This is a genomic window from Nocardia sp. NPDC060255, from assembly GCF_042727395.1.
GTDB lineage: Bacteria > Actinomycetota > Actinomycetes > Mycobacteriales > Mycobacteriaceae > Nocardia.
Window position 1 is genome coordinate 262,815 of the sequence record NZ_JBHXAU010000001.1, and the last position, 20,643, is coordinate 283,457.

21 protein-coding genes are annotated in these 20,643 nt (G+C 63.2%); 3 read left to right on the forward strand and 18 right to left on the reverse strand.

The features are described from left to right. Window positions 1-45: 45 nt before the first annotated feature. Complete coding sequence (locus tag ACFWF1_RS01265) at window positions 46-1,266, forward strand: erythromycin esterase family protein (RefSeq protein ID WP_379284070.1); 1,221 nt, start codon at window positions 46-48, stop codon at window positions 1,264-1,266. Window positions 1,267-1,276: 10 nt separating this feature from the next. Further along, a complete protein-coding gene (locus tag ACFWF1_RS01270) occupies window positions 1,277-1,978 on the forward strand; it encodes a class I SAM-dependent methyltransferase (protein WP_379284069.1) in 702 nt (233 codons plus the stop codon). 32 nt (window positions 1,979-2,010) lie between these two features. Here ACFWF1_RS01270 and ACFWF1_RS01275 read toward each other — a convergent pair whose 3' ends face one another. Then, window positions 2,011-2,607: an alpha/beta family hydrolase gene (locus ACFWF1_RS01275; RefSeq protein ID WP_379284068.1), complete on the reverse strand. Its 597-nt coding sequence runs from the start codon at window positions 2,605-2,607 to the stop codon at window positions 2,011-2,013. A gap of 263 nt (window positions 2,608-2,870) precedes the next feature. Between ACFWF1_RS01275 and ACFWF1_RS01280 the strand changes: the two genes are divergently transcribed. Beyond that, window positions 2,871-4,706, forward strand: a complete 1,836-nt coding sequence (locus tag ACFWF1_RS01280) for an acyl-CoA dehydrogenase (RefSeq protein WP_379284455.1) — start codon at window positions 2,871-2,873, stop codon at window positions 4,704-4,706. A 48-nt stretch (window positions 4,707-4,754) separates the two neighbouring features. Here the strand turns inward: ACFWF1_RS01280 and ACFWF1_RS01285 are convergent, their stop codons facing one another. The 17 genes from ACFWF1_RS01285 to ACFWF1_RS01365 all read right to left on the reverse strand — a co-directional run bounded on the left by ACFWF1_RS01285 (window position 4,755) and on the right by ACFWF1_RS01365 (window position 20,624). Then, complete coding sequence (locus ACFWF1_RS01285; RefSeq protein ID WP_379284067.1) at window positions 4,755-5,858, reverse strand: GGDEF domain-containing protein; 1,104 nt, start codon at window positions 5,856-5,858, stop codon at window positions 4,755-4,757. A 422-nt stretch (window positions 5,859-6,280) separates the two neighbouring features. After that, window positions 6,281-6,511 carry a hypothetical protein gene (locus ACFWF1_RS01290; protein WP_379284066.1) on the reverse strand — a complete coding sequence of 77 codons (231 nt, stop codon included), beginning with the start codon at window positions 6,509-6,511 and terminating at the stop codon, window positions 6,281-6,283. A 496-nt stretch (window positions 6,512-7,007) separates the two neighbouring features. Further along, window positions 7,008-7,763 carry a hypothetical protein gene (locus tag ACFWF1_RS01295; protein WP_379284065.1) on the reverse strand — a complete coding sequence of 252 codons (756 nt, stop codon included), beginning with the start codon at window positions 7,761-7,763 and terminating at the stop codon, window positions 7,008-7,010. 97 nt (window positions 7,764-7,860) lie between these two features. Then, window positions 7,861-8,145 carry a hypothetical protein gene (locus ACFWF1_RS01300; RefSeq protein ID WP_379284454.1) on the reverse strand — a complete coding sequence of 95 codons (285 nt, stop codon included), beginning with the start codon at window positions 8,143-8,145 and terminating at the stop codon, window positions 7,861-7,863. A gap of 352 nt (window positions 8,146-8,497) precedes the next feature. Then, window positions 8,498-8,950, reverse strand: a complete 453-nt coding sequence (locus ACFWF1_RS01305; RefSeq protein WP_379284064.1) for a hypothetical protein — start codon at window positions 8,948-8,950, stop codon at window positions 8,498-8,500. Window positions 8,951-9,236: 286 nt separating this feature from the next. Next, the gene (locus ACFWF1_RS01310) at window positions 9,237-9,677 is read right to left on the reverse strand and encodes a hypothetical protein (protein ID WP_379284062.1); all 441 of its coding nucleotides are present in this window, start codon (window positions 9,675-9,677) and stop codon (window positions 9,237-9,239) included. A gap of 26 nt (window positions 9,678-9,703) precedes the next feature. Next, window positions 9,704-13,156, reverse strand: a complete 3,453-nt coding sequence (locus tag ACFWF1_RS01315; protein ID WP_379284061.1) for a hypothetical protein — start codon at window positions 13,154-13,156, stop codon at window positions 9,704-9,706. Window positions 13,157-13,333: 177 nt separating this feature from the next. Continuing rightward, the gene (locus ACFWF1_RS01320; protein WP_379284060.1) at window positions 13,334-13,711 is read right to left on the reverse strand and encodes a hypothetical protein; all 378 of its coding nucleotides are present in this window, start codon (window positions 13,709-13,711) and stop codon (window positions 13,334-13,336) included. Between the two features lie 65 nt (window positions 13,712-13,776). Then, the gene (locus tag ACFWF1_RS01325) at window positions 13,777-14,085 is read right to left on the reverse strand and encodes a hypothetical protein (RefSeq protein ID WP_379284059.1); all 309 of its coding nucleotides are present in this window, start codon (window positions 14,083-14,085) and stop codon (window positions 13,777-13,779) included. 51 nt (window positions 14,086-14,136) lie between these two features. Then, window positions 14,137-14,436 (reverse strand): hypothetical protein, encoded by a 300-nt coding sequence (locus ACFWF1_RS01330; protein ID WP_379284058.1) that lies wholly within the window; start codon window positions 14,434-14,436, stop codon window positions 14,137-14,139. Then, window positions 14,437-14,646: a hypothetical protein gene (locus ACFWF1_RS01335; RefSeq protein ID WP_379284057.1), complete on the reverse strand. Its 210-nt coding sequence runs from the start codon at window positions 14,644-14,646 to the stop codon at window positions 14,437-14,439. Beyond that, window positions 14,646-15,419, reverse strand: coding sequence for an N-acetylmuramoyl-L-alanine amidase (locus tag ACFWF1_RS01340; RefSeq protein WP_379284056.1), 774 nt, complete (start codon window positions 15,417-15,419; stop codon window positions 14,646-14,648). Before ACFWF1_RS01340 ends, ACFWF1_RS01335 begins: the two co-directional genes overlap by 1 nt. 32 nt (window positions 15,420-15,451) lie before the next feature. Beyond that, complete coding sequence (locus tag ACFWF1_RS01345) at window positions 15,452-15,889, reverse strand: hypothetical protein (protein ID WP_379284055.1); 438 nt, start codon at window positions 15,887-15,889, stop codon at window positions 15,452-15,454. A gap of 169 nt (window positions 15,890-16,058) precedes the next feature. Continuing rightward, window positions 16,059-17,348: a hypothetical protein gene (locus ACFWF1_RS01350; RefSeq protein WP_379284054.1), complete on the reverse strand. Its 1,290-nt coding sequence runs from the start codon at window positions 17,346-17,348 to the stop codon at window positions 16,059-16,061. Window positions 17,349-17,448: 100 nt separating this feature from the next. Beyond that, entirely contained in the window at window positions 17,449-18,501 is a 1,053-nt protein-coding gene (locus ACFWF1_RS01355) for a hypothetical protein (protein ID WP_379284053.1), read from the reverse strand. Next, the gene (locus ACFWF1_RS01360) at window positions 18,498-19,454 is read right to left on the reverse strand and encodes a hypothetical protein (RefSeq protein ID WP_379322145.1); all 957 of its coding nucleotides are present in this window, start codon (window positions 19,452-19,454) and stop codon (window positions 18,498-18,500) included. Before ACFWF1_RS01360 ends, ACFWF1_RS01355 begins: the two co-directional genes overlap by 4 nt. Before the next feature lie 126 nt (window positions 19,455-19,580). Further along, window positions 19,581-20,624, reverse strand: a complete 1,044-nt coding sequence (locus ACFWF1_RS01365) for a hypothetical protein (protein ID WP_379284051.1) — start codon at window positions 20,622-20,624, stop codon at window positions 19,581-19,583. Between the last annotated feature and the right edge of the window lie 19 nt (window positions 20,625-20,643).

Below are 20,643 nucleotides of genomic sequence, written 5' to 3' on the forward strand. Positions count from 1 at the left end.
TGTATGAGGCTTGGCCGTGTTGGATCGTCGTCGCCAGGAGGAACCATGGGAACCGTCGCACCCGAGATCGCCACCGTCCGTGCGTGGCTCAGCGCCAATGCCCGTCCGATCATCGATACCGATCCCGGTTACGCCGGATCCGACCTCGATCCGCTGATCGATCGGCTCGGGTCGGCGACGGTGGTCTGGCTCGGTGAGTCGACCCGGTTCTCCCGGCAGATCTACGGGGTGCAGGAGCGGGTCTTCCGAGCGCTGGTCGAGCGACATGGTTTCCGCGGGTTGGCAATTCAGGACAGTGCCCGTTCCGGCGAGCGGTGGGATCGATACGTGCGCACCGGAGCCGGTGCTCCCGAATCGGTGCTCGCCGGCTCGTGGCGGCCGTGGCGGACCACGGAAACCGTTGCCGCACTGGAATGGATCCGCGCGTTCAACCAGACGCATCCCGACGACCAGGTTCGAGTGTTCGGTGTCCAGCCGCCGAGCGCGGAGCCCGCGGACTACTACGTGGTGCTGGACTATGTGCGCCGGGTCGCGCCGGATCGGCTGGCCGCCATCGAAGCTCACCTCGCGCCGATTCGGACGGCGCATCAGGTGGATGAACATGTCCAGCGCCATCAAGGAATTCATCCCGGACGCCCGTTTGCCGAACACGCGCGGGATGCCGTCGCCGTGTTCGAAAACCTGCCGACCACAACGGAATACGCGGACGTCCACCGGCATCTGCAGTTGATTCTCGACTTCCACGAGAACAGCGTCGCCGGACAGGGCGGATTCGCCCGTGACGAGCGGTCCGCCGGACAGCGCGTCATCGATTGGCAGCGCGACACGGGCGCGAAGATCGTCTACTGGGACGGCATCGCACACACCACGAACCTCCGATTGGGCATGGGGACAGCGGAATTCCGCGGCCTCGGCGCCTACCTGCACGACGAGTTCGGCACCGGCTATGCCTCGGTCGCCCTCGGCTTCCACCACGGCGACCTCGGCACGACCACGGCGCCCGACCCGCAGCCCGAGCTGGTCGACGCGATCCTCGGTTCGGTCGACCTGCCCGCCTACTACGTAGACCTGCGCGATACCGCGCCGGACTCGGTGCGTGAGTGGCTGGAAAGCCCGGCCAAGGCACGCGTCATCAGCGGCATCTACGACCCCGCCAAGGATGCCGAAGCCAACATCTCCGTGGCATCGCTGGCCGACGCCTTCGATGTACTGGTGCATATCCGGGAAAGCTCGCCGGTGCATTGGCTGCCGCTCGACGATCAATAGACTCGCGGTCATGGATGCGACCGACTGGGACGAGCGCTACGCCCAAACCGACTTGGTCTGGGGCGCACCGCCGAACAGCACTGTGGTGGAGCACGTGTTCGGACTCGAGCGCCGGACGCCGCTGCGGCCCGACCGCCCCGACGGCGACGCACCCGAGCTGCCCCGCGCGCTGGACCTGGCCTGCGGCGAGGGCCGTAACGCCCTGTGGCTGGCCACCCACGGCTGGCAGGTGCACGCCGTCGACTTCTCGCAGGTCGGCGTCGACAAGGGCCGCACCATCGCCACCCGGCTGTCCCGTTCGGTGCGCAGCCGCGTCAGCTGGCAGTGCGCCGACGTCACCGATTTCGACGCGGCCGAGATCACCGGTCCGTTCGAGCTGGTCCTGATGGTCTTCCTGCATCTGCCCGCGGACGAGCGGAGCAAGGTGGTGCGCCGGGCCGCGGACCTGCTGGCGCCCGACGGCACCCTGCTCGTCCTCGGCCACGACTCCACCAATCTGACCGACGGTTACGGCGGCCCGCAGAACCCCGCCGTCCTCTTCACCCCGGACGACATCGTCGCCGACCTCGCCGAGCTGATCGCCGACCACCGCATACGAATCCAGCTGGCCGAGCGCATCTTCCGCCCCACGGAAGGTCGCGACGCCATCGACGCCCTGGTCATCGCCACCCGCCCGGCCACCGAATCGGACGAGATCGCCCCGGCCTCATGAGATAGTCCCGACGGCGCTGCGACCGCTGCCGACTACGTACTCCACCGCTGCAACCACGGCGTGACGGTGGCTGCGATGACGTCGAAGCCGGTGCGGAACGAGTGTGGCTGGCCGGGGATCACTCGCACCTCCGCGGCGTCGGCAGCATCCGGGATGCCGAACGGATCGCTGCCGCCGTTGATGACGACGACCTCGATGTCACCCGCGTCGAGCAGTTCCTCGCGCCGAGTCTTCTCCGGCTTCCCCGGCGGATGCAGCGGAAACGACAGCGCGATCACTCCGCGCGCCTGGACCGCAACCGCCGTGCGGCAGGCCACCCGGGCGCCGTTGCTGCGGCCGCCCTGGATCAGCGGAACCTTCTTGATCCGAGTCCGCAGCGCGGCCACGATCTCCAGCCATGCCTCGTCCTGCTTGACCGCCGAGCCCGGCGCGCGCCGTCCGGCGACCCGGTACGGCTGCACCACCCTGGCCACCGCGCCGCCCAGGTCCAGCGCGGCATCGCGCACGGTCAGGATGTCTTTCGCGTCGACCCCGCCGCCCGAGCCGTGGGTCAGTACCAGCAGGAAGGTGGGCTTGCGCGGCCGGTCGAGCTCGATCTCGGCCGGTCCGGCACTCGTCTCGATGCGCACGGTTCACGGTAACCCGGCGTCGGCGTGTCAACTCGGGACACCACGCGCGTCGCTGTTTTTCGCGTCACATTCACGCTCCAGCCTTTGCCAGTCCATTACCGACCGGTAATATAGGTCGTAAGTTACCCGCCAGTAGCATGCGGTCGATCGTTTCGAGCGACCTGCGAGCAGTCGCTACGCGGGCCGGCTAACCGGTAGACGAGAAACGGGCGGGAACGGTCAACCAACCGACCGCACCAACTCAACGGAGAGTGAGTACTGACATGGGTCACTACAAGAGCAACGTCCGCGACCTGGAGTTCAACCTCTTCGAGGTCCTCGGTCTCGGGTCCATCATCGACGGCGACGCCTACGGCGACCTCGACACGGACACCGTGAAGGAGATGCTCAACGAGGTACGTCGCCTCGCCGAGGGTCCCCTCGCCGAGTCGTTCGCCGACGCCGACCGCAACCCGCCGGTCTTCGATCCGGAGACGCACACCATCGCGATCCCCGAGTCGTTCAAGAAGTCTTTCCGCGCCATGCAGGAAGGCGGCTGGGAGAAGCTCGGCATCCCCGAGGAGCTCGGCGGACTCGGCGTGCCGCGCACCGTGCACTGGGCGATCAGCGAGCTGATCCTCGGCGCACAGCCCGCCGCCTACATGTATGCCGCAGGCCCCGGCTTCAACACCATCTTCCACAACAACGGCACCGACGAGCAGAAGAAGTGGGCTCAGATCGCGATCGACCGCGACTGGGGCGCCACGATGGTGCTCACCGAGCCCGACGCGGGCTCCGATGTCGGCGCCGGCCGCACCAAGGCCATCAAGCAGGAAGACGGCACCTGGCACATCGAGGGTGTGAAGCGCTTCATCACCTCCGCCGATGCCGACGACATGTTCGAGAACACCATCCACCTGGTGCTGGCCCGCCCCGAGGGAGCCGGCCCCGGCACCAAGGGTCTGTCGCTGTTCTTCGTGCCGAAGTTCCACTTCGACCACGAGACCGGCGAACTCGGCGACCGCAACGGCGTCTTCGTCACCGGCGTCGAGCACAAGATGGGCCTGAAGGTCTCGGCCACCTGCGAGGTCACCTTCGGCGGCAACGGCATTCCGGCCAAGGGCTGGCTCGTCGGCGAGGTGCACAACGGCATCGCGCAGATGTTCGACGTCATCGAGAACGCGCGCATGATGGTCGGCACCAAGGCCATCGCCACCCTGTCGACCGGTTACCTGAACGCACTCGACTACGCCAAGCAGCGCGTCCAGGGTGCCGACCTGACCAAGATGACCGACAAGGCCGCGCCCCGCGTGACCATCACCCATCACCCCGACGTGCGGCGCTCGCTGGCCAGCCAGAAGGCCTACGCCGAGGGCCTGCGCGCGATCTACCTCTACACGGCCGCGCACCAGGATCCCGATGTCGCCCTGCAGGTTTCGGGTGCCGACGCCGATCTCGCGGACCGGGTCAACGACCTGCTGCTGCCGATCGTCAAGGGTGTCGGTTCCGAGCGGGCCTACCAGTACCTGACCGAATCGCTGCAGACCCTGGGCGGCTCCGGCTTCCTGCAGGACTACCCGATCGAGCAGTACATCCGCGACGCGAAGATCGACTCGCTCTACGAGGGCACCACCGCCATCCAGGCGCAGGACTTCTTCTTCCGCAAGATCGCCCGTGACCGCGGCGTCGCGCTGGCGCACGTGGCGGGCCAGGTGCAGAAGTTCATCGAGACCGAAGCGGGCAACGGCCGCCTGAAGGGTGAGCGCAAGCTGCTCGCCACCGCGCTGGAAGACGTGCAGGGCATGGCCGCGACGCTCACCGGGCACCTGATGGGCGCCCAGGAGAACCCGTCCGAGCTGTACAAGGTCGGCCTCGGTTCGGTGCGCTTCCTGCTCGCCGTCGGCGATCTGCTCATCGGCTGGCAGCTGCTGCGCCAGGCCGAGATCGCCATCAAGGCGCTCGACAACGGCGCCACCGGTGCCGACGAGTCGTTCTACCAGGGCAAGGTCGCGGTCGCGCAGTTCTTCGCACGCAACATGCTGCCGGAGCTGACCTCGGTCCGCACCATCCTGTCGAACCTGGACAACGACATCATGGAGCTCGACGAAGCGGCGTTCTGACGCAGCAACGACGAAAACGGCCCGGATCACTCCGGGCCGTTTTTGTGTTCAGGCAGCGCTGGATTCGATGAGTTCGTCGATGACGACCGTATTGCCGCCGAGCTGTTTGGCTCGATACATGGCGGTGTCGGCGCGCTGGATCAATACCGAGTGCGGCAGCCAGGCGTCGTCGACGACCACCACGCCGATGCTCGCGGTCACCGCCACCGGTTCCCCCGGCTCGGCCGATCGCCGCACCGGCTCCGGCTCCGCGACAACGCGCCGCACCAACTCCGCCTGGGCCCGCGCCGTCGCCACACCGAGGTGCCCGAAGAGGATGAACTCCTCACCACCCGTGCGCACCACCACCATTCGCTCTCCCACCGCGGCACGCAGCCGGTTCGCGGTCCGCACCAGCACCTCGTCGCCCACCCCGTGCCCGAAGCGATCGTTGACGTCCTTGAACCGATCGAGATCCAGCGCGATCGCACAGGTCTGCGTCCGGCAGCCCGGCGCACCCACCTTCGCGAGATGCAGTTCCAGGCCGCGACGATTCAACAGCGCGGTCAACGGATCGGTGATCGCGTCCTGGCGCAGCACCCAGTAGCAGAACTGCATCGACGGCAGCAGGACAACGCCCGCGGCCACCGAGATCAGCACGATCGCCAGGCCGACCATCGGATCGCCGCCCACCGCCACCATGCTGATGGTCAGCGCCACCACCGAAAGCACGGTCCAGGTGGCGTGCACCGCCAGCACTTTCGCGTTGTGCATGACCGCCAGATAGCCACCCGTGACCACCAGCAGGATCACCCCGAGCGCGCCGTACACCCGATTCGCTTCCTGCAGGCAGGCCACGGTGATCGCCAGGTCCGCAGCCGCGAAAAGCGCCAGCGATTCGACCCGGCTCGGCCACGGCAGAAACCACCAGCGCACGGCCCAGAACAGCGCGAAGGCGGCAATGATCCAGTCGAGCGCCCGGCCGATCTCGCTGGGCGGACCGGTGTCGGAGGCCAACACCAGGATGGCGATGCCGGCGAGCACCACACCACCCGCACCGACGATCACCTTGGTCCAGTGCACTGCCGCGTTCGAGTCGAGGGCGCGCGCCAGCCAGTTGTAATCGGCCTGATCGTGCCACCAAGCCTTGACCATCACGCGAGCATTGGCCACCGGACCACCACCAAGCGCAGAAGGAGCAATTCCATCGCATACGCCGAGCGCAAGATTTCGTCGTCGGAATCTCACCAGCTAACTGGTCAAGTGTATGACTGTCTGGCCGGTGGTGCACGCGTCCGCCCTGTGTCAGGTAGCTCATTTGTAAAGGGTCATCGCTGATCAACGGCACTTTTGTGCATTCGACCAAGGCTGCGGCCCGAGTCCCGCCATCGCGAACCACCGCCCGAGATGACCGATCGGAATCTCGGCAAGTGTGAACCTTCAGCAAACGCCGACGACATCCGCCCCACCGAGGTGAACAGGTCGCGGATACGACAAAGCGGCCCGGATCACTCCGGGCCGCTTCGTGAAATTCCGGACGCCCCGCCGTCCATCCCCAGCAGTACGCGGGGCCGTATCTCTATCTCTTCGACGAGCTACTTGGCGCCCGCCGAGCCGGTCGACAGCGCCTTGACGAGGTCCGTGATGGCCTTGCTCGAGCCCGTCCCGGTCGGATCCGGCTCACCGACACCGATCACCGGCTGCACGGTGATACCCGGCTCCACCGTGATGGCCGGTGCCGCACCGGCGGTAGCCAAACCCGACCCGGCGACGATGACACCGGCCGCCGCGGCCAGCACGATCCCGAACACACGCATTTTGCTCATTCAGCTGTTTCCTTTACAGAATCTTCCCTGGTCGAAAACCCCATTGGCATCGACCGAGGCCAGTTCTATCACGCAGATTCAGCATCCAGCGACCATTCAGCCATCGCGGCTTTTCGCCATTGATTGCTAATCGATTGCAAGTCGCAGGTCATACAACTTTCAAAGTGTAAGCTAGTGTTTAGCCAGGCTATGACCCAATTTCTACCGGCAATCTCATTGGGGGCGGAGACTATAGCTGCTGGCAACCGGCCTGATATCCGGTGCGATAGACATCCGGTATCGCTAATTACGGTATCAATCGGATGGATATAGCAAACAGTGAGCACGCAATCGTTCGTGATGAAGTTCATCGACCGAATGAAACATTCGCTAACCCAGCAATCCACCGGCTACGGTGTGATTCATCGCATACGGAATGCATGTAACATCAGTGGCCGATCCGCCGAATACAGCCCTGCGACACCAAAGGGCCGCCGAGCTACCAGCGACTCTGTGGTTATAGGTCCAATCGCGCGATGCCGTGCTCACCGGCCACAAAGATCGCCTTATCGGTAACCGCTATACCCTTCGGATCTCTGAGAGCATTCTTCGGGAACGGCACCACCGACTGCACTCCATCCGGGGTCATCTTCAAAACTCGCGCACCGTAGGTACCGAAGGCGCCGGACTGAACCAGATACACATTCCCAGCCGAATCTATATCCAGACCCGTCGGCCCATCGACCTCGGTGAACGGCAACTTGGTCTCGTTCCCGGCCACGTCGCGCCGAATAGTGCCTGCGCGCTCCATGCTGTTCGAGACAGTGATGGTGCCCGCGCTGTCGACATAGATGCCGAACGGGAAATCGAGATTACCGGGCAGGATGGTCTCCTGAGTGCCGTCCGGTGCTACCCGGACAATACGATTGTTCGCGCGATCCACTACATACAGGTTGCCCGCTGTATCGACATGAACGTCCGAAGGATTCCGAAGCTCAGGGATCCAAATACGGGTCTGCACACCAGCAGGACTGAGGCGCCACACAAGACAAAGACCCCACGCTTTCTCATAAAAATAATCGGTAACGTATACGTTTCCCGATCCATCCACAGTCACCCCGTATGGAATGGTGAGCCAGTTGAACGGCAGTATCGTCTGCCCTCCACTCGGCGTCCACTTCACCACACGCCCGTGCCCGTTCGAATTATCTGTGAAATAGATATTGCCAGCGGTATCGACCGCCACACCAGCCGAACCATACACATTGGCCATGTGTTCACTCCTTCATCAGTTTGCACTTGTGCCGAACACGACAAAGCGGCCCGGATCACCGGACCGCTTGACCTTCTTCGTTATTTTGTGAACTCGTCTACGGAGATTCAGTCTCCGCGGCTATCCTTTCCGCCTCCCCATCGGCGAACAAGAGCGAATGATTTTCCGCATTAGAGCCGTCCAGCTGCCCGGCGAATGCCGCGTGCGCGGCCTCGATCAGCGCGGGCGCGACGTCCGGATAGGCGCCGGCCACTCGGGCCAACGCCCGAAAGGTCTCATAGTCGAGGCCCCGATGGTTGCGGACGCCTTCCCCTGCCAGCGCACGCGCGAACTCACCGTCGAAGGTCACCCGCAGCTGCTCGTCATCGGGGTCATGACTCATCTGGCTCACGTCTGCCTCCTGGATTGCAAATCAACGGCCATGCACCCCGAAACTCATACCAGCGAAGCACAACCCAGGCCGCCGACAGATAATCCGCAACACCTCCCTGAGCGCCAACGGAACCCGACCGACACCCTGCTCTCCAGCAAACCGATCGATCTCCTCATCAGAAGCACCAACCACCGCGCCACGACGCAACCCAGCAGCGACAACCCCATCGAAAATCGCTCGAACCCGTTCGCTCGCCCCACCCAGCTGCCCACTCATAGTGGAAACACCCTCTCGCAAACGATGCACACTTTCCACCAGACTGGTGAAATAATCACTTGGCTCAGGACAGCCGATATGCCGCTCAGGCGATTCGCACGTAAGTGCCGGCGCCGGAAGCGATGGTCGACGCCGTGCCACCGATCCCCACCGTGCAGCGGGCCTCGACCTTGACTACATCGCCCTCCTTGAGGTCGAAGGTTCCGGAAACCGTCAACACACCGGACGTTCCACCCTGCTCGGGACCGAGCACAACAGTGCCATTGACAACCAACCGCGCCTGCTGGGAAATCCCACCATCGAGGCCGGCACCGCCACCGGAGAACGGGAGCCTGGCAATCACGGTCGCACCAGCCTTGGCCTTGAGCGCCTGAAGTCCGTTGCTGACGACTGTCGAACCCGGATACCCCGCAGTGTCGGCGTTCCACTTGATGATCTGGCTGAAGTCGCCGACCAGCTGCTGAGTGCCGTTCTTGGTCATAGCCGACGGTACGAAGGCCGCCGCCGGATCCATACCACTGATGACGAGCAGCGGCATCAGAAAACAATCCGTAGGTAGAGGCCAGCCCGAGACATAGTTGTCCTACTTTCTGAATAACTGTGCGCACGGCAAGTTTCGCGCGGGTCAGATGATCTGTACGTATGCGCCGTTACCTACGACTATGGTTGTGCGTCGATTGCCGAGGACCTTGCCGCTCCCGACGAATCAGCCAACACCACAAGACTATTCGTCGACTCCAGCAGATTTGCGACTCGTTCGCCAACTGGGTAGGAACACCCACTATCTTTACGTGATGTCCAAATATTGAGCTGCGGCAAGGTATTCAGCGTAGGTGCAGATCGCTGACCGGCAACCTGCCCAAAGCGTGGAGTCTTTCGAAGGTCTCGAGTGCATCGCATACCTGACCATCCTGCCAAACGCCTGACTCCCGAGCCAGTGATGCCAGTTCACTTACCGACAGTGGATGGATCACATCGCGAAGATAAATCGTCTCACTGATACCGAGCAGCGAATACTCTGACTTCAACGCATACGCAGCCAACAAACGCACCTCGCCGTATAGCGCAGGAAGCGATATGACGCATGGCGTGGCGTTGTCAATAAATTCCACAATATATGGAACTATCCGTTCATCGGCAATAGGGCTATCACGTAAGACACCAAGTGCAGTCCAACGATTCTCCGGATTCTGTAGCGCGTTAACGAAGAACTGAAAGGTTTCCTCCCTCTCTGCCGATGCCGATTGACATTCTTCCTTCGCCATCTACTTCCCCCTTCGAAGTTGTAGTTCTATTTCCAACTGTCGAGCTCTTTATCTCTGACCAGGCGGATCAGGCGCGCATAGCTGACACTGCCGCCGGGTTCGAGCCCTAGCTTCGCGGCAATCGTACCGCCGATTGGCAACCTAGTCTCTCCCTGTGCGATCCACGCCGCAAGCTCTCGACTTTGGTGCAACGGCCTGCCGTTGACAATCATGTACTCCAAACCTTCCGCGCGGACCGGATCAATCGCGGCGGCAACAATTGGAGAAAGATTAACGCGTCCGTTAGTGATATAACTGACAGCTTTCGAGATGAACTTATATTCCTCCCATAGCGCCTTTTCATGGGCTTCATGATAGAAGTCCTTGAACTGGATCCGGAATCCTCCAAGTGCACCTGGCGATGAACCCAGTGATTGACCTGTGTAATCAAATCCTGTAACGCGCTTGATACGTTCGAGCGCTGCCAACTCTTCCGCTTCGTGCAGTATGTATGCCGCATCTCCGATCGTGGCCTTTACTTTATTTTCAGACCCGACGAGCGCGTCCTTTCTCGAAAGCCTGAACCAAGCATCAAAATTCTCTACCCGAAGCTCGAGTCCTGGATTATTGAAATTGTATTGCCTTATCCTGGCAAGAAGTTCTCGATCAACATTGACGCCCAGATTGTTCAGCTTCGATAATGAACTGCGAATTACCCCAAGATCGTCGCCATTCAGCAACGTACGTTGTAGCTCTAACACTGCCTTTCTACGCTCGGATTCGGATAGGCCGGGGAATCTCCCTCCCCATTGGAAAGGCTCGTAAAGCGCCCGGGAGCCGCCCGGCAAACCTTCTCCGGAAACCGCCATACGAGGTTCACCACTAACGCTCGGGCGTACCGCGTCCGTCGGGGCGCTCGGCTTCTTGACCTCGGATATCGAAGCCTGCGGAGACTGGCCGCCCCTGGTATGGGCGGGGCCTTCCGTCTGCACCGCGGCTTCTAACGAAGACTCTGCTGTCTCTGCCTTACCTGACACTGGGACAGTCGGTCCGGACTCCGGCAGACCGGCCCGCGGGACCGGATTGGAACTCGCCGAACTGCTCCAGGGAGCCGGTGACGGCTCCTTCGGCACAGCGATTTTCGGCAACCCGTCTACTCCCGCTGAACCACCCCAAGAGACGGACGGCTGCTCCGTTGGCAAGCCAGCCTTGGGCACCGAATCCGAGGCTGCTGAACCTCGCCACGCAACCGGCGCGGTGGAGTCTGCCAATCCCGTACGAGCCGTATTCGCAGCGATGCTGGGTGCGGCTCTCTGAGCAGCGGCTGTTGCGGCTGCCGCTGCTTCGCGAGCCAGGGCTGCGGCTTCGCGGGCTTTGAATGCAGAGGCGACTTTGGCACCGACGCGGAATGCGACACGACCGGTGCCGTCGAGAACTGCCAAGGTCGCCAATTCGAATGCCAAATCCTCGAACTGATCTGCAGCACTCGGCCCACGGCCAGGTTCGGTTGCCCAGTGGATACCGCTGCTATCCTCGATCATTACCCCGCCGCCGACCACCTTGTAGACCTTGTCGGCGGAAACACCCGGAGGCATCGGAACTTCGATCATTTCGGCATTGACGCCGGTGTCGGGCCGGTGCACGAACCGACGATTGCTTGTGTTTTCGAACGCCTTGGGCTCTACCTCGAAGTCGTACTCGCCACCGTTTACCCAACTGTGTCCGACTATAGTGGGTTTCCTGGCTTCACTGCTATCAGGAATGACCGCCCTACCATCAACATCATAACGGATAATCGAGTCACCTACTTGCACAAGGTGATTTCCATGAGAGTCGATCATCGATCCATCTGGATAGAGGTCGAACTGCAGGAACCTATTCGGATCCGACGCTTTTCCTGGTTTTTCTCCTATCGACACGACATGATCTATACCATTCTTTCCAGCTACGCTGACCTGAACAAGAAGGCCGTCTTGCCAAACGGTTTTTACCATTGCATTCTTGTCGCCTTCTAAATTTCTGATCATATCCGACAACTGTTGTGCAGCAATGTAATCTGGGTTCGACAGATCAGGCTTGTTCTTGTCACCGCTAGTCGCGTACGCCACCATGATCGCGCGGTTCATTTGGTCGTCAGCTTGCTTTCGGACAACACTCAGCGGAGCTGCATCTACCCTCACACCATTCTTGCGGATCGTGCCGCCAAGCAGTGACCCGGCCGGGTCGTACAGCTGGTCACTGATCAGGTGGCCGTACTTGTCGAAGACCCTCTCACGGAAGTTATCCCCCTCCTTCTGTTGCACATGCAATTCGAGCGCCGCGTGGTCGAAGCCTTCTCGGCTGGTCGGTGTCACGTCCCATCGGACGCCCTCGTCGTCGGTGTGATATCCGTAACCATTCGAATCGATATCGCTGATGGTTGCCGTCTTTATCACGCCATTTCCGACCGGCGTAGATAACGTACTGCCCGTTGAACCGTTCGGATTCGTGTAATCGGTTCGTACGGTGCCGTCGTTGCGTACCTTCGAATCGGCCGTAGACACTGTGCCGTCGGGATTCACAGATTCAGTATGTGCATTCTTGCCGTCGGCACCGATATCGGTCGAAATCTGCGCCGGACCGGACGGGTCCATGCCGACCGGCGCCGTGTAGATCTTTGCCTGTCCAGGCGGTGCGCCATTGGTTCCATCGGGGTACCGCACCGAGTACGAGCCATCGGCATTGGCCGTCCACGTCGTTACGCCGCCGTTGCCGTCGGAGACCGAACGCACCTGCGTAATCGTGCCGTCGGTATTACGAATTGTAGTGTCGATCGTTTGCCCGCCGGTACCGGCGACGATCACGCTCGTTGCCACAGCACCGTTGTCGGCCGTCGTCTCCCAAGGCACGCCTTCGGACGGCAGGGTGGGAGCCGATGCGGGCTGCCCGACACTATCACCTGGTTTGTCGGTGCCGGGGTTTGTAATGACCGGAGCCTGTTGCGGATTCTGATTCGGCGAGACCGGTTGCGGGTTCTGCTGCGGCGCCGGATTGTTCGCCGGTTGAACCGCAGCTCCTTGGGATGGTTGGTTGGCTCCAGGAACCGGCGGAGTTTGCGTCTGCTCGTCCCGCCGCGCCTGATTGGCTGCCGCCTGCTCCTCCGGAGTCATCGATCGGTCGCCCGGGCCGGTCTGGTAGCTCACCGGTTTGATCACCGACGGCGACACGAAGGGCACATCGGCAGCCGCGACCTGAGCCGAATCCGGCACTGTGGAACGCGAATCCACAATCGGCCGGGCCGACTCGACCAGTTCCTTACCCGCGAAGATTCGTGCCAGCTTCTGACCAGAAGAGGCTGCAGTCATTCCATGGAAGTCATAGACGCGACCGCCGCGGCCACCGGGTCGCGTCGAATCATCAACCGCCACAACACCTGCCGACAACGAGGACAGATGCGCGGTACGCGCCGACGCCCACGGCGCCACCTCGGTGTGCGTCGGCCATGCCGAATCATTAGCCATCACAGACCTCAATCAGAATCAGAATTGGAGAAATCGATAAGATGCCGCGATTTCAACCCCTCGAACTCGACGGCACGACAACGAAGCGGCCCGGAAGTTCCGGGCCGCTTGTCATTTCGGGTGAGTCAGTCGAAGATCAGGGCTCGGTATCGCCCGCCCCGATGATCTCCGGAAGCTCTACGGGAGATCGAATCCCGTATTCGGCTGGTTCGGCGGATAGTCGCCGTTACCGTACAGATCGATCTTCCACCACAGAAACAGCTCATTGTTGATAAAGGCGTTGGCTTCGGAGATGCCCGAGTATCCCCCCTTGGGGTTGGGGTCCGGGCTACCCGGTGACGGCTGAGTCGGTTCCGACCCGACCCTGATCAGGCAGGTCGACGTACCTATGGGCTCATCCGAGCCACTGCAGAACAACTTGATCTGCGTGGCCGGCGCAGGCCGCGGCCCGGGCGGCGCGATCGGTTCTGCCCACACCAATTTGCTACCGAAAGGTACCTTGATAGTTGTCCATTCCTGCTTGGGTACTATGAAAAATGTACTGATTCTCGTCATTGCGATCCTTCAAAAATATCGACGGCAACGTAGGCGAGTGCCATACGATGCCGCCGCTGGTCTGCTTACATCGGGGGCGCGTCGACGTACACCCACGTGCCGTTGCGCCAGACCTGGTGCGCGTAGTACAGGATCTGGTGGCCGTCGCGCATGCGTCGCACACCGAGTTCCCAAGCGCCGTTGAACTCTTCGCCGCCGAGGCCGACGCGGATCTTATGCACTTCGACGCTGTTGTTGTCGTATCGAATGACCAGGCGGACGGTGTTGGAGCGCTCGTCGGTTTCGACTTCCTGGACTCGCTTGAAGCCGGGGATGTGGATGGTGTCACCGGAGAGGGTGGGTTGCACCTCTACGACCATGAAGGTTTCGGCCATGAGTACTGTGCTTTCTGTGATGAGTCCCGCGATGGGCGGGGCTGTCCTGCTTCAGATTTCCTCTTGCAGTGAGGAGGGGATTTTGTAGCGGGCCTTCGGGGGCTCTTGGCCGGGGACGTGCAGGCGGAGGAAGCCGCGCAGTTCGTCGATATGTTGCTGGAGCGCGCGGATCAGGCGGATCGCTTCGCGGAATCGCTTCTTGTCATCTGCCGCTTGGGTTTCCAGCGTGTCGACGCGGGTGCGGAGCTTGCCGACCTCACGTGCCTGCCAGGCGGTGATCGCCCCGATGACGGTGGCGACGGCGATGCCGAAGGCCTGCACCAGTTCGGGATTCATCCAGTGCTGGGTCATTCATAGCCTGCCTTCCCGCCGGTCGACCGGGGTCACCGCCGGTCGAATGAGCAGGCCGGCCAGCACCGGAGTGAGCAGGCCGTAGACGGCGAGTACCGCTTCGACCCACGCGGTGTCTATCTGGTGCCCAAGGACGAAGGCGATGACTCCGGTGACGGCGACGAGCACCGATCGGATCAGCGCGGGTTCGGGAATCCTGTTGATAGACATCAGATCCGCCCTTGCGACGAGGCGAGCAGCCGGTCGATCTTGAGTTCGAGCGCCTTCAGGCGCTGTTCGTTGCGGAAGTCGGCGGCGTCGGAGTTGAGCACATAGCCCGCGACGGTGTCCCGGTATTCCGAGTCCGCGACGCGGGACTGGAAGCCATAGGTCAGCTCGAAGTGCACTCTGCGCAGCTTGTCGAGCAGTTCGCGCTGCTCCATATCTGAAAGTGCCATCAGTGCACTGCCTTTCATTCGTTCCGCGACATCGGCGCGGAATTGGTTCATATCCATGGCACCCGGGTCCCACTTGCCCTGTTTGGGGCCGGCCCATTCCTTGTGCCCGATCACCCGATCGGCGCCGTGACCGAGCTTGCGCAGAATCGCCGCGCAGATCCCGACGTAGGCGTCGTATTGCTCGTCGGACCAGCCCTCGGTGCCGTTGTTGGCGGCCTCGATGCCGATCGTGTGATAGTTCGCGTTGTCCTCCGGCAGGCCGGGCCACGAGCCGGCACCGGCATGCCAGGCGACACCGACTGCGACCACCGTGACGGTCCCGTCCTGCGCCAGATGCAGCTGCGACAGTGGGCCTTCCAGCGTTGGAATCCCATAGGCTATTTCGGTCGGCGGGGTATTCGAGCCACCGGTGTGATGGGCGACGATGCCCCATATTTCGCCGAAATCGCCGTGGCCGCGTTCACGCCAGCCGGGGAATTCCACAACTCGCAGGCCCTCCGCGCGCAATACCTCCGCGAGCCATACCGGATCGCCGGTCCAAGACATGCTTGTCCTGCCTTTCTCTGAAGAGCTGAGAGTCAGGCGGCGTCGAAGTAGACGTAGGTGCCGACACCGCCTTGCACCGTGGCACCGTTGAGGAAGTTTCCGTTGACCATGTTCAGCGCGATCCGATCGCCGGCCGCGACGGCGATCGCTTGCGCGGGAATCGTCGCGACGGTCTGTGCCTGAGCGAATTCCACGCTGGCGACCTCGGTGCCGTTGCGCACGAGCTGAGCCCACAGGCCGCCCGCCGCACCCCAGCCGCCGGCCAGGGTGACCTGGGTGCGGACAACCACATTTCCCGGCGCGTTGACCAGCAGCGTGTTGGCATCCAGCACCGTGCTCGAGTAGTCGGGGCGGACCACCCAGTTCACCAGCTGCGTGGTCTTGTTCTTGTCGGCGTTCTGGTTACCGTTCTTGTTCATGCCCATCGGCATCGCGGATTCGGTCACGCCGGCCGCAATGATGAATGCCATCGCTAAGCCTCCGCTGCAGGCGTCGCGTTCGTGGGATTCTCGGGCTGAGTGGCAGGAGGTACGCCGGGCTCCGCTGGCTTCGGCGTTGTGCCGGAACCGTTGGAAACAGGGAGCTCATTGACATCTGGCAGTGGGTAGGACATCGGCCAGCCGACATACATGGACGCCATCAGACGGTCACACCCTTGATGCTGGCTTGCAGACCCTTGCCTGCGCCGGCGTCCAGCGTGGTGATCAAGACCGTGACCCGCTCACCAGGATTGAGGGTGTAGCTGAGCGGAATCGTGGTATCGCCAGTCTGATTCGCCGCGGGGATGGTCGCCGACGACCCCGTCACCGTCGTAGTGCCGTTCACCCGCAATTCGACGACAAGGTTCCCGGTGCCCGCGGTTTCGCCTCGATAGGTCACCGAACTGACCGCGATCTTGCGCTCGATCCGCAGACCTTCCGGCATCACGTTGCCGACACCGGCGACTCGAGTTCCACTGTGCGACTTGAACGCGATGTCGTAGATCTGACCGGCCGCCGTGGGCGTGCGGGGGTCGGATAGTCGCGCATCCGTGCTGGCGATCGTGTCGATCGCCGTGCGGGCGGCCGCCGCGTCGGCCGCGGTGAGCAATGTCCGGCCGAGTGCGGTCGAATCGGCGATCTGGTTCGCCGGGTGGGTGTGCGCGGTAGGTGTGCGCGGATTCGTCAGACGCGGGTCGTCACCGGCGACCGCAGTGGTCGCGGTGGCACCGATGACCGGCGGAAACGTCGCGGGCTTTCCGGTGATGCCGGCCCAGTCGGTGGTGCCCGCCTGACCACGGATGACGACGCCCTGTCCGTTCGGCGTCCAGCCACCCGCCGCCGCGTGATAGACGTACAGCAGCCCGTCCGCCTTCACCACATACTGGGCGCCCTCCGCGGGGGTCGCGGGCAACTGCGCATAGGCGCCGACCTGTCCATCGATCTTGATGCCTTCACCACGCGGGCCCATCACGACGGCGTTGCCCGCCGAGGCAGGCACCGGCGACACCAGTGTCAGATCGACCAGACCGGTCGATCCGACATCCGGCTTCTGCGGATCAGCTCCCGGAACATACTCGGGCACAGTGAAACTGAAGGAGTCCATCGGAACCCGTTCACCGTCGTAGGACAGGTCGAACGACACCCGCCAGGTCCACTGCGAGGGATTGGTGGCGGCGCTGGGTGCGACGAGCCGCACGCCGGGCCGACCGCGCCAGGTGATGAAACCCCACTGGTCCAGCTGACATTCGTAATGACTCGGCAGCTGGACATAGGTCGCCGGGCCCAACTCCGCGCCTGGGACAAGCACTTTCGGCGCATCGGCGGTGAAGGTCAGCGTGCCGGTCAGTGGCACGAACTCGGGGGTGTCACCGACGTCGCCGTCGTCGATGATGTTCGCGAGGAAGCGCCCGACGACTTTGCCGTACTTCAGCGGGGGCAGATCGGCCATGGATCAATGCCTTTCGGACAGCAGGCAGCCGGAAACGGCATGCCGGTTTGCGGAAAATGAGAGCGGCCGTTTGTTCAGCCGATGAGAAGACGCAGTTCGACTACACAGGCAGCGCACGAACGTTGATATGCGAATAGTTGGAGTAGATGTTGTACCCTCCGGTACCCTCCACTCGATGCGCGACGACGTATAGCGTGACCGTCTGGTTCGCGGGTACCACGCCGAAGGTGGCTCCCGGCTTTGTCGGATATTGAAACCCCGGTGAGACCAACACATACGCGACGCGCGGGACCCGGTGACTCCAGCCGAATCCGACGAGATCACCGGTGGGACTGCCGATACGAACCTCGACATTGCAGCGCGTCGGCTGGTCCGTCTGCACCTGCACGCCACCCTCGACGAGTGGCCGCCATGCCGTCGGCTGCGCCGGAATCGTAATAGCGGCAATAGTTTTCACTTCGGCCGTGACGTTCTGTGCGGCAGTGAACTGTTTTTCCCCGATCACCCATGGCCCGCTCGGCCTCGGGCTCGGCATGGGACGGAATTTTTGCGTTGCGGCATCCCAGGCGAGGACGTGGTCCTGCTCGAGTGGACGTTCCTGGTTGATCAGAACATCGGAGGCATCCTGGATCCGACCGGTCGCCCCCGGATCGCCCGCGTCGCCGGTCACACCGCGCGGAAAGGTGATCTCCAGCTGCTGGGCCGGTGCGGTACCCGTGATCCGGGCGGCCGCGGCCGAGCCGGTGGCGCCCGCGACGGCGGCTCCGGTCAGCTGGTTCGAGGCACCCCGGCTGCCGACCGTGCGGAAGGCGTTGCCGAAGGCGACGAATCCCATTCCGGTCCAGTAGTAGATGCTGTTGTCCGCGACGACGCGCCAAGCTTTCCGCGCGTCCGCCGTGGTGAGCCGAAGTTGGTTCAGCGCGGCCACATCGGCGATGTCGCCCTGCCACGCCCACGGCCACGCCGCCTCGCCTTCCGGCCCGACCGCACCCTGACTACCTTCCCGCAGCTCGATCAGCGCTTCCCGGTCGACCAACTCGAACGGGTTCACCGTGTAGGGCAGCCCGATCGAGTCGGCGACGCCGCGCATGGTGATCATGATGTCGTCCTCGTAGACGACGGTCTCGCTGTGCACAGCGTCGTCGGCGGTCACAGTGCCCCCACGGGTCGGGCCAGACACACGATCTGCGCGTCGGCCATGAAGTAGTCGTAGCTGGCCGTGCCGGTGGCCCGGCGCACCAGCACAAACAGCGTCACCGGCTGTCCGGCGGGCACAACACCGACGGTGCTGTCCGGAGTCATTCCGCGCACCCCGTAAAAGGGCTGGAATCGGGCGCGGGTACTGGCGCCGGTCACGAAGCCGGAGCCGAGCGCCACAATTTGACCGGCCTCCGAGCCGATCCGTACTTCGGCATCGATACGGGTGGTGAACTCGTTGTAATTCTCGGCGGACCGCACGACGACACCACCGGTGATCATCGGGCGCCAATCGGTGTCTTGTGCCGGGATAGTCAGCTGGGCAATGCTTTTCGTAGCCGCGGTGATACCGGCCTCCGAGCCGGCAAAGCCCGGGCTACCATCCCAGGACCGACCCTCGAGGATGGTCCACGGTCCACGTAGACCGGGGTACGGCCGAGGCTTCCACTTCCCGGTGGTCGAGTCCCACGTCGGTACGGCTCGATCGATATGCGGACCGTCCGCATAGTCCGGTGCATTGCGGATCGGCCCGGGGCCGCCGACTTCACCCTTTTTACCTTTGCCGCCTCGCGGCACCGTGAGATTCAGCGTCAGATCGGGCGGCGTGCCGGTCACCGTTACCTGGAGTTCGGACCCTACGGGCCCGGTATCCACCGCACCGATGGTGATCGTGCATGGCTGACCGTCCGGTCCCGCGGCACCGAAAGCCGCAGCGAACTCATCGAATCCGGTGCCATTCCAGTACACCAACGCGCCGGTGGACAAGACCCGCCACGCTTTGCCCGCATGCGCGATCGTCAGTTTGGGGGCGAGCGCGGAGAGCGCGGGCTGATCCGCGATGTCGCCTTCCCAACGGAACGGCCGAGCGGGTACACCCTGATCACCCCGCTTGCCGGACGTACCGGTCATCAACTCCAGGGAACCGTCGCGGGGCGTGCCGTGCATAGCCTGCACGACGCCAGGTGCACCGACACCCTCATCGATGCCTCGTATCTGCGTCGATGCGAAATACTCTCTTACAGTGGACATCTCACCTCACTCGATAGGTTCTGCGAAGACGACAAGCGACGCGCGGTCGGGCTTGAACCCGATCTTGAGGCTGCCCGAGCCGACCTTCTCGACCGCGACCACCAGGTTCGCGGGTTGCCCTGCGGGAACGGCGGCGAAATCCGAGGACGGCGACAGCGCTTTCGTCGTGGTGCCGTCGCGATAGCAGGGAGTGACCGGCAGGTACAGCCAGTCGCCGGCGGCGGCGATGGAGGTGGCGACGATCTCGCCCTGCGAATGATGGACCCGCACAGTCGCTTCCGCGCCGATCCCGACGTTGTTGGGGTCCGCACGGCTGAACATGTGTCCGTACACGACAGGTCGCCAGCGGAAGGGCAGTGGCGGGATGGTCAACGTGGCGGCCTCGACTCGGCCGGTGTTTTCCAGTTGGAGAGCCGCGAAGTCCTCCTGGTACCAAGACCAGGGGCCGAGCCCGAGGGGCGCGGCCGTTGCACGAAACTTCCGGCTGGACCGGTCGTAGGCGAACACACTGCCGACCCCCGGCGTCCGCACCTTGTCATAGTCCGGCGACTCGGCGATCGATCCGGACGCGCCCGGCGGCCCCTTCGGACCGCGCAGGCCGGCCGGGACGGTCACCTTCAACTTCTGGTCCGCGCCAGTACCGCTGAATTCGACGGCAGGCACGGTCAGGTCTTCTCTGCCCGCGGTCTCGGTGACGGTGATCGTGGTCGCCGCGGCGACCGGCCCCCGCGGTCCGACCGCATCCGGCGAGTGCCGCCACTCGGTACCGGTCCAAACATCCATACCGTTGTCATCGAGCCGATGCCACCAGCTGCCGCGATCCTCCGGACCGAGCCCGACCGGCCGGGCCGCCGCGTTGGCGATCTCGCCCATTTTCCGGAACGTGGTGCGTGGTCGGCCGCGCCGGCCGGGTTCACCGGGTGGGCCGGGCGGGAGGTCTAGGTTCACGAAGCCGTCGGAGACGGTCGTCTGTGCGGTCAGCACGGGCAACCCGTCGACGTCGGGCGCCCGCCTGATCGTGATGTGGGCGGGAAAGGTTAAGTCCGCCATGGTTTCTCCTCTTCGAAAA

What these genes read in the sequence shown, in the direction of transcription:
- ACFWF1_RS01265 (WP_379284070.1), top strand. Translation starts at nt 46, where the DNA reads ATGGGAACCGTCGCACCCGAGATCGCCACCGTCCGTGCGTGGCTCAGC.
- ACFWF1_RS01270 (WP_379284069.1), top strand. Translation starts at nt 1,277, where the DNA reads ATGGATGCGACCGACTGGGACGAGCGCTACGCCCAAACCGACTTGGTC.
- ACFWF1_RS01280 (WP_379284455.1), top strand. Translation starts at nt 2,871, where the DNA reads ATGGGTCACTACAAGAGCAACGTCCGCGACCTGGAGTTCAACCTCTTC.
- ACFWF1_RS01290 (WP_379284066.1), bottom strand. Translation starts at nt 6,511, where the DNA reads ATGAGCAAAATGCGTGTGTTCGGGATCGTGCTGGCCGCGGCGGCCGGT.
- ACFWF1_RS01295 (WP_379284065.1), bottom strand. Translation starts at nt 7,763, where the DNA reads ATGGCCAATGTGTATGGTTCGGCTGGTGTGGCGGTCGATACCGCTGGC.
- ACFWF1_RS01300 (WP_379284454.1), bottom strand. Translation starts at nt 8,145, where the DNA reads ATGAGTCATGACCCCGATGACGAGCAGCTGCGGGTGACCTTCGACGGT.
- ACFWF1_RS01305 (WP_379284064.1), bottom strand. Translation starts at nt 8,950, where the DNA reads ATGCCGCTGCTCGTCATCAGTGGTATGGATCCGGCGGCGGCCTTCGTA.
- ACFWF1_RS01310 (WP_379284062.1), bottom strand. Translation starts at nt 9,677, where the DNA reads ATGGCGAAGGAAGAATGTCAATCGGCATCGGCAGAGAGGGAGGAAACC.
- ACFWF1_RS01315 (WP_379284061.1), bottom strand. Translation starts at nt 13,156, where the DNA reads ATGGCTAATGATTCGGCATGGCCGACGCACACCGAGGTGGCGCCGTGG.
- ACFWF1_RS01320 (WP_379284060.1), bottom strand. Translation starts at nt 13,711, where the DNA reads ATGACGAGAATCAGTACATTTTTCATAGTACCCAAGCAGGAATGGACA.
- ACFWF1_RS01325 (WP_379284059.1), bottom strand. Translation starts at nt 14,085, where the DNA reads ATGGCCGAAACCTTCATGGTCGTAGAGGTGCAACCCACCCTCTCCGGT.
- ACFWF1_RS01330 (WP_379284058.1), bottom strand. Translation starts at nt 14,436, where the DNA reads ATGACCCAGCACTGGATGAATCCCGAACTGGTGCAGGCCTTCGGCATC.
- ACFWF1_RS01335 (WP_379284057.1), bottom strand. Translation starts at nt 14,646, where the DNA reads ATGTCTATCAACAGGATTCCCGAACCCGCGCTGATCCGATCGGTGCTC.
- ACFWF1_RS01340 (WP_379284056.1), bottom strand. Translation starts at nt 15,419, where the DNA reads ATGTCTTGGACCGGCGATCCGGTATGGCTCGCGGAGGTATTGCGCGCG.
- ACFWF1_RS01345 (WP_379284055.1), bottom strand. Translation starts at nt 15,889, where the DNA reads ATGGCATTCATCATTGCGGCCGGCGTGACCGAATCCGCGATGCCGATG.
- ACFWF1_RS01350 (WP_379284054.1), bottom strand. Translation starts at nt 17,348, where the DNA reads ATGGCCGATCTGCCCCCGCTGAAGTACGGCAAAGTCGTCGGGCGCTTC.
- ACFWF1_RS01360 (WP_379322145.1), bottom strand. Translation starts at nt 19,454, where the DNA reads ATGACCGGTACGTCCGGCAAGCGGGGTGATCAGGGTGTACCCGCTCGG.
- ACFWF1_RS01365 (WP_379284051.1), bottom strand. Translation starts at nt 20,624, where the DNA reads ATGGCGGACTTAACCTTTCCCGCCCACATCACGATCAGGCGGGCGCCC.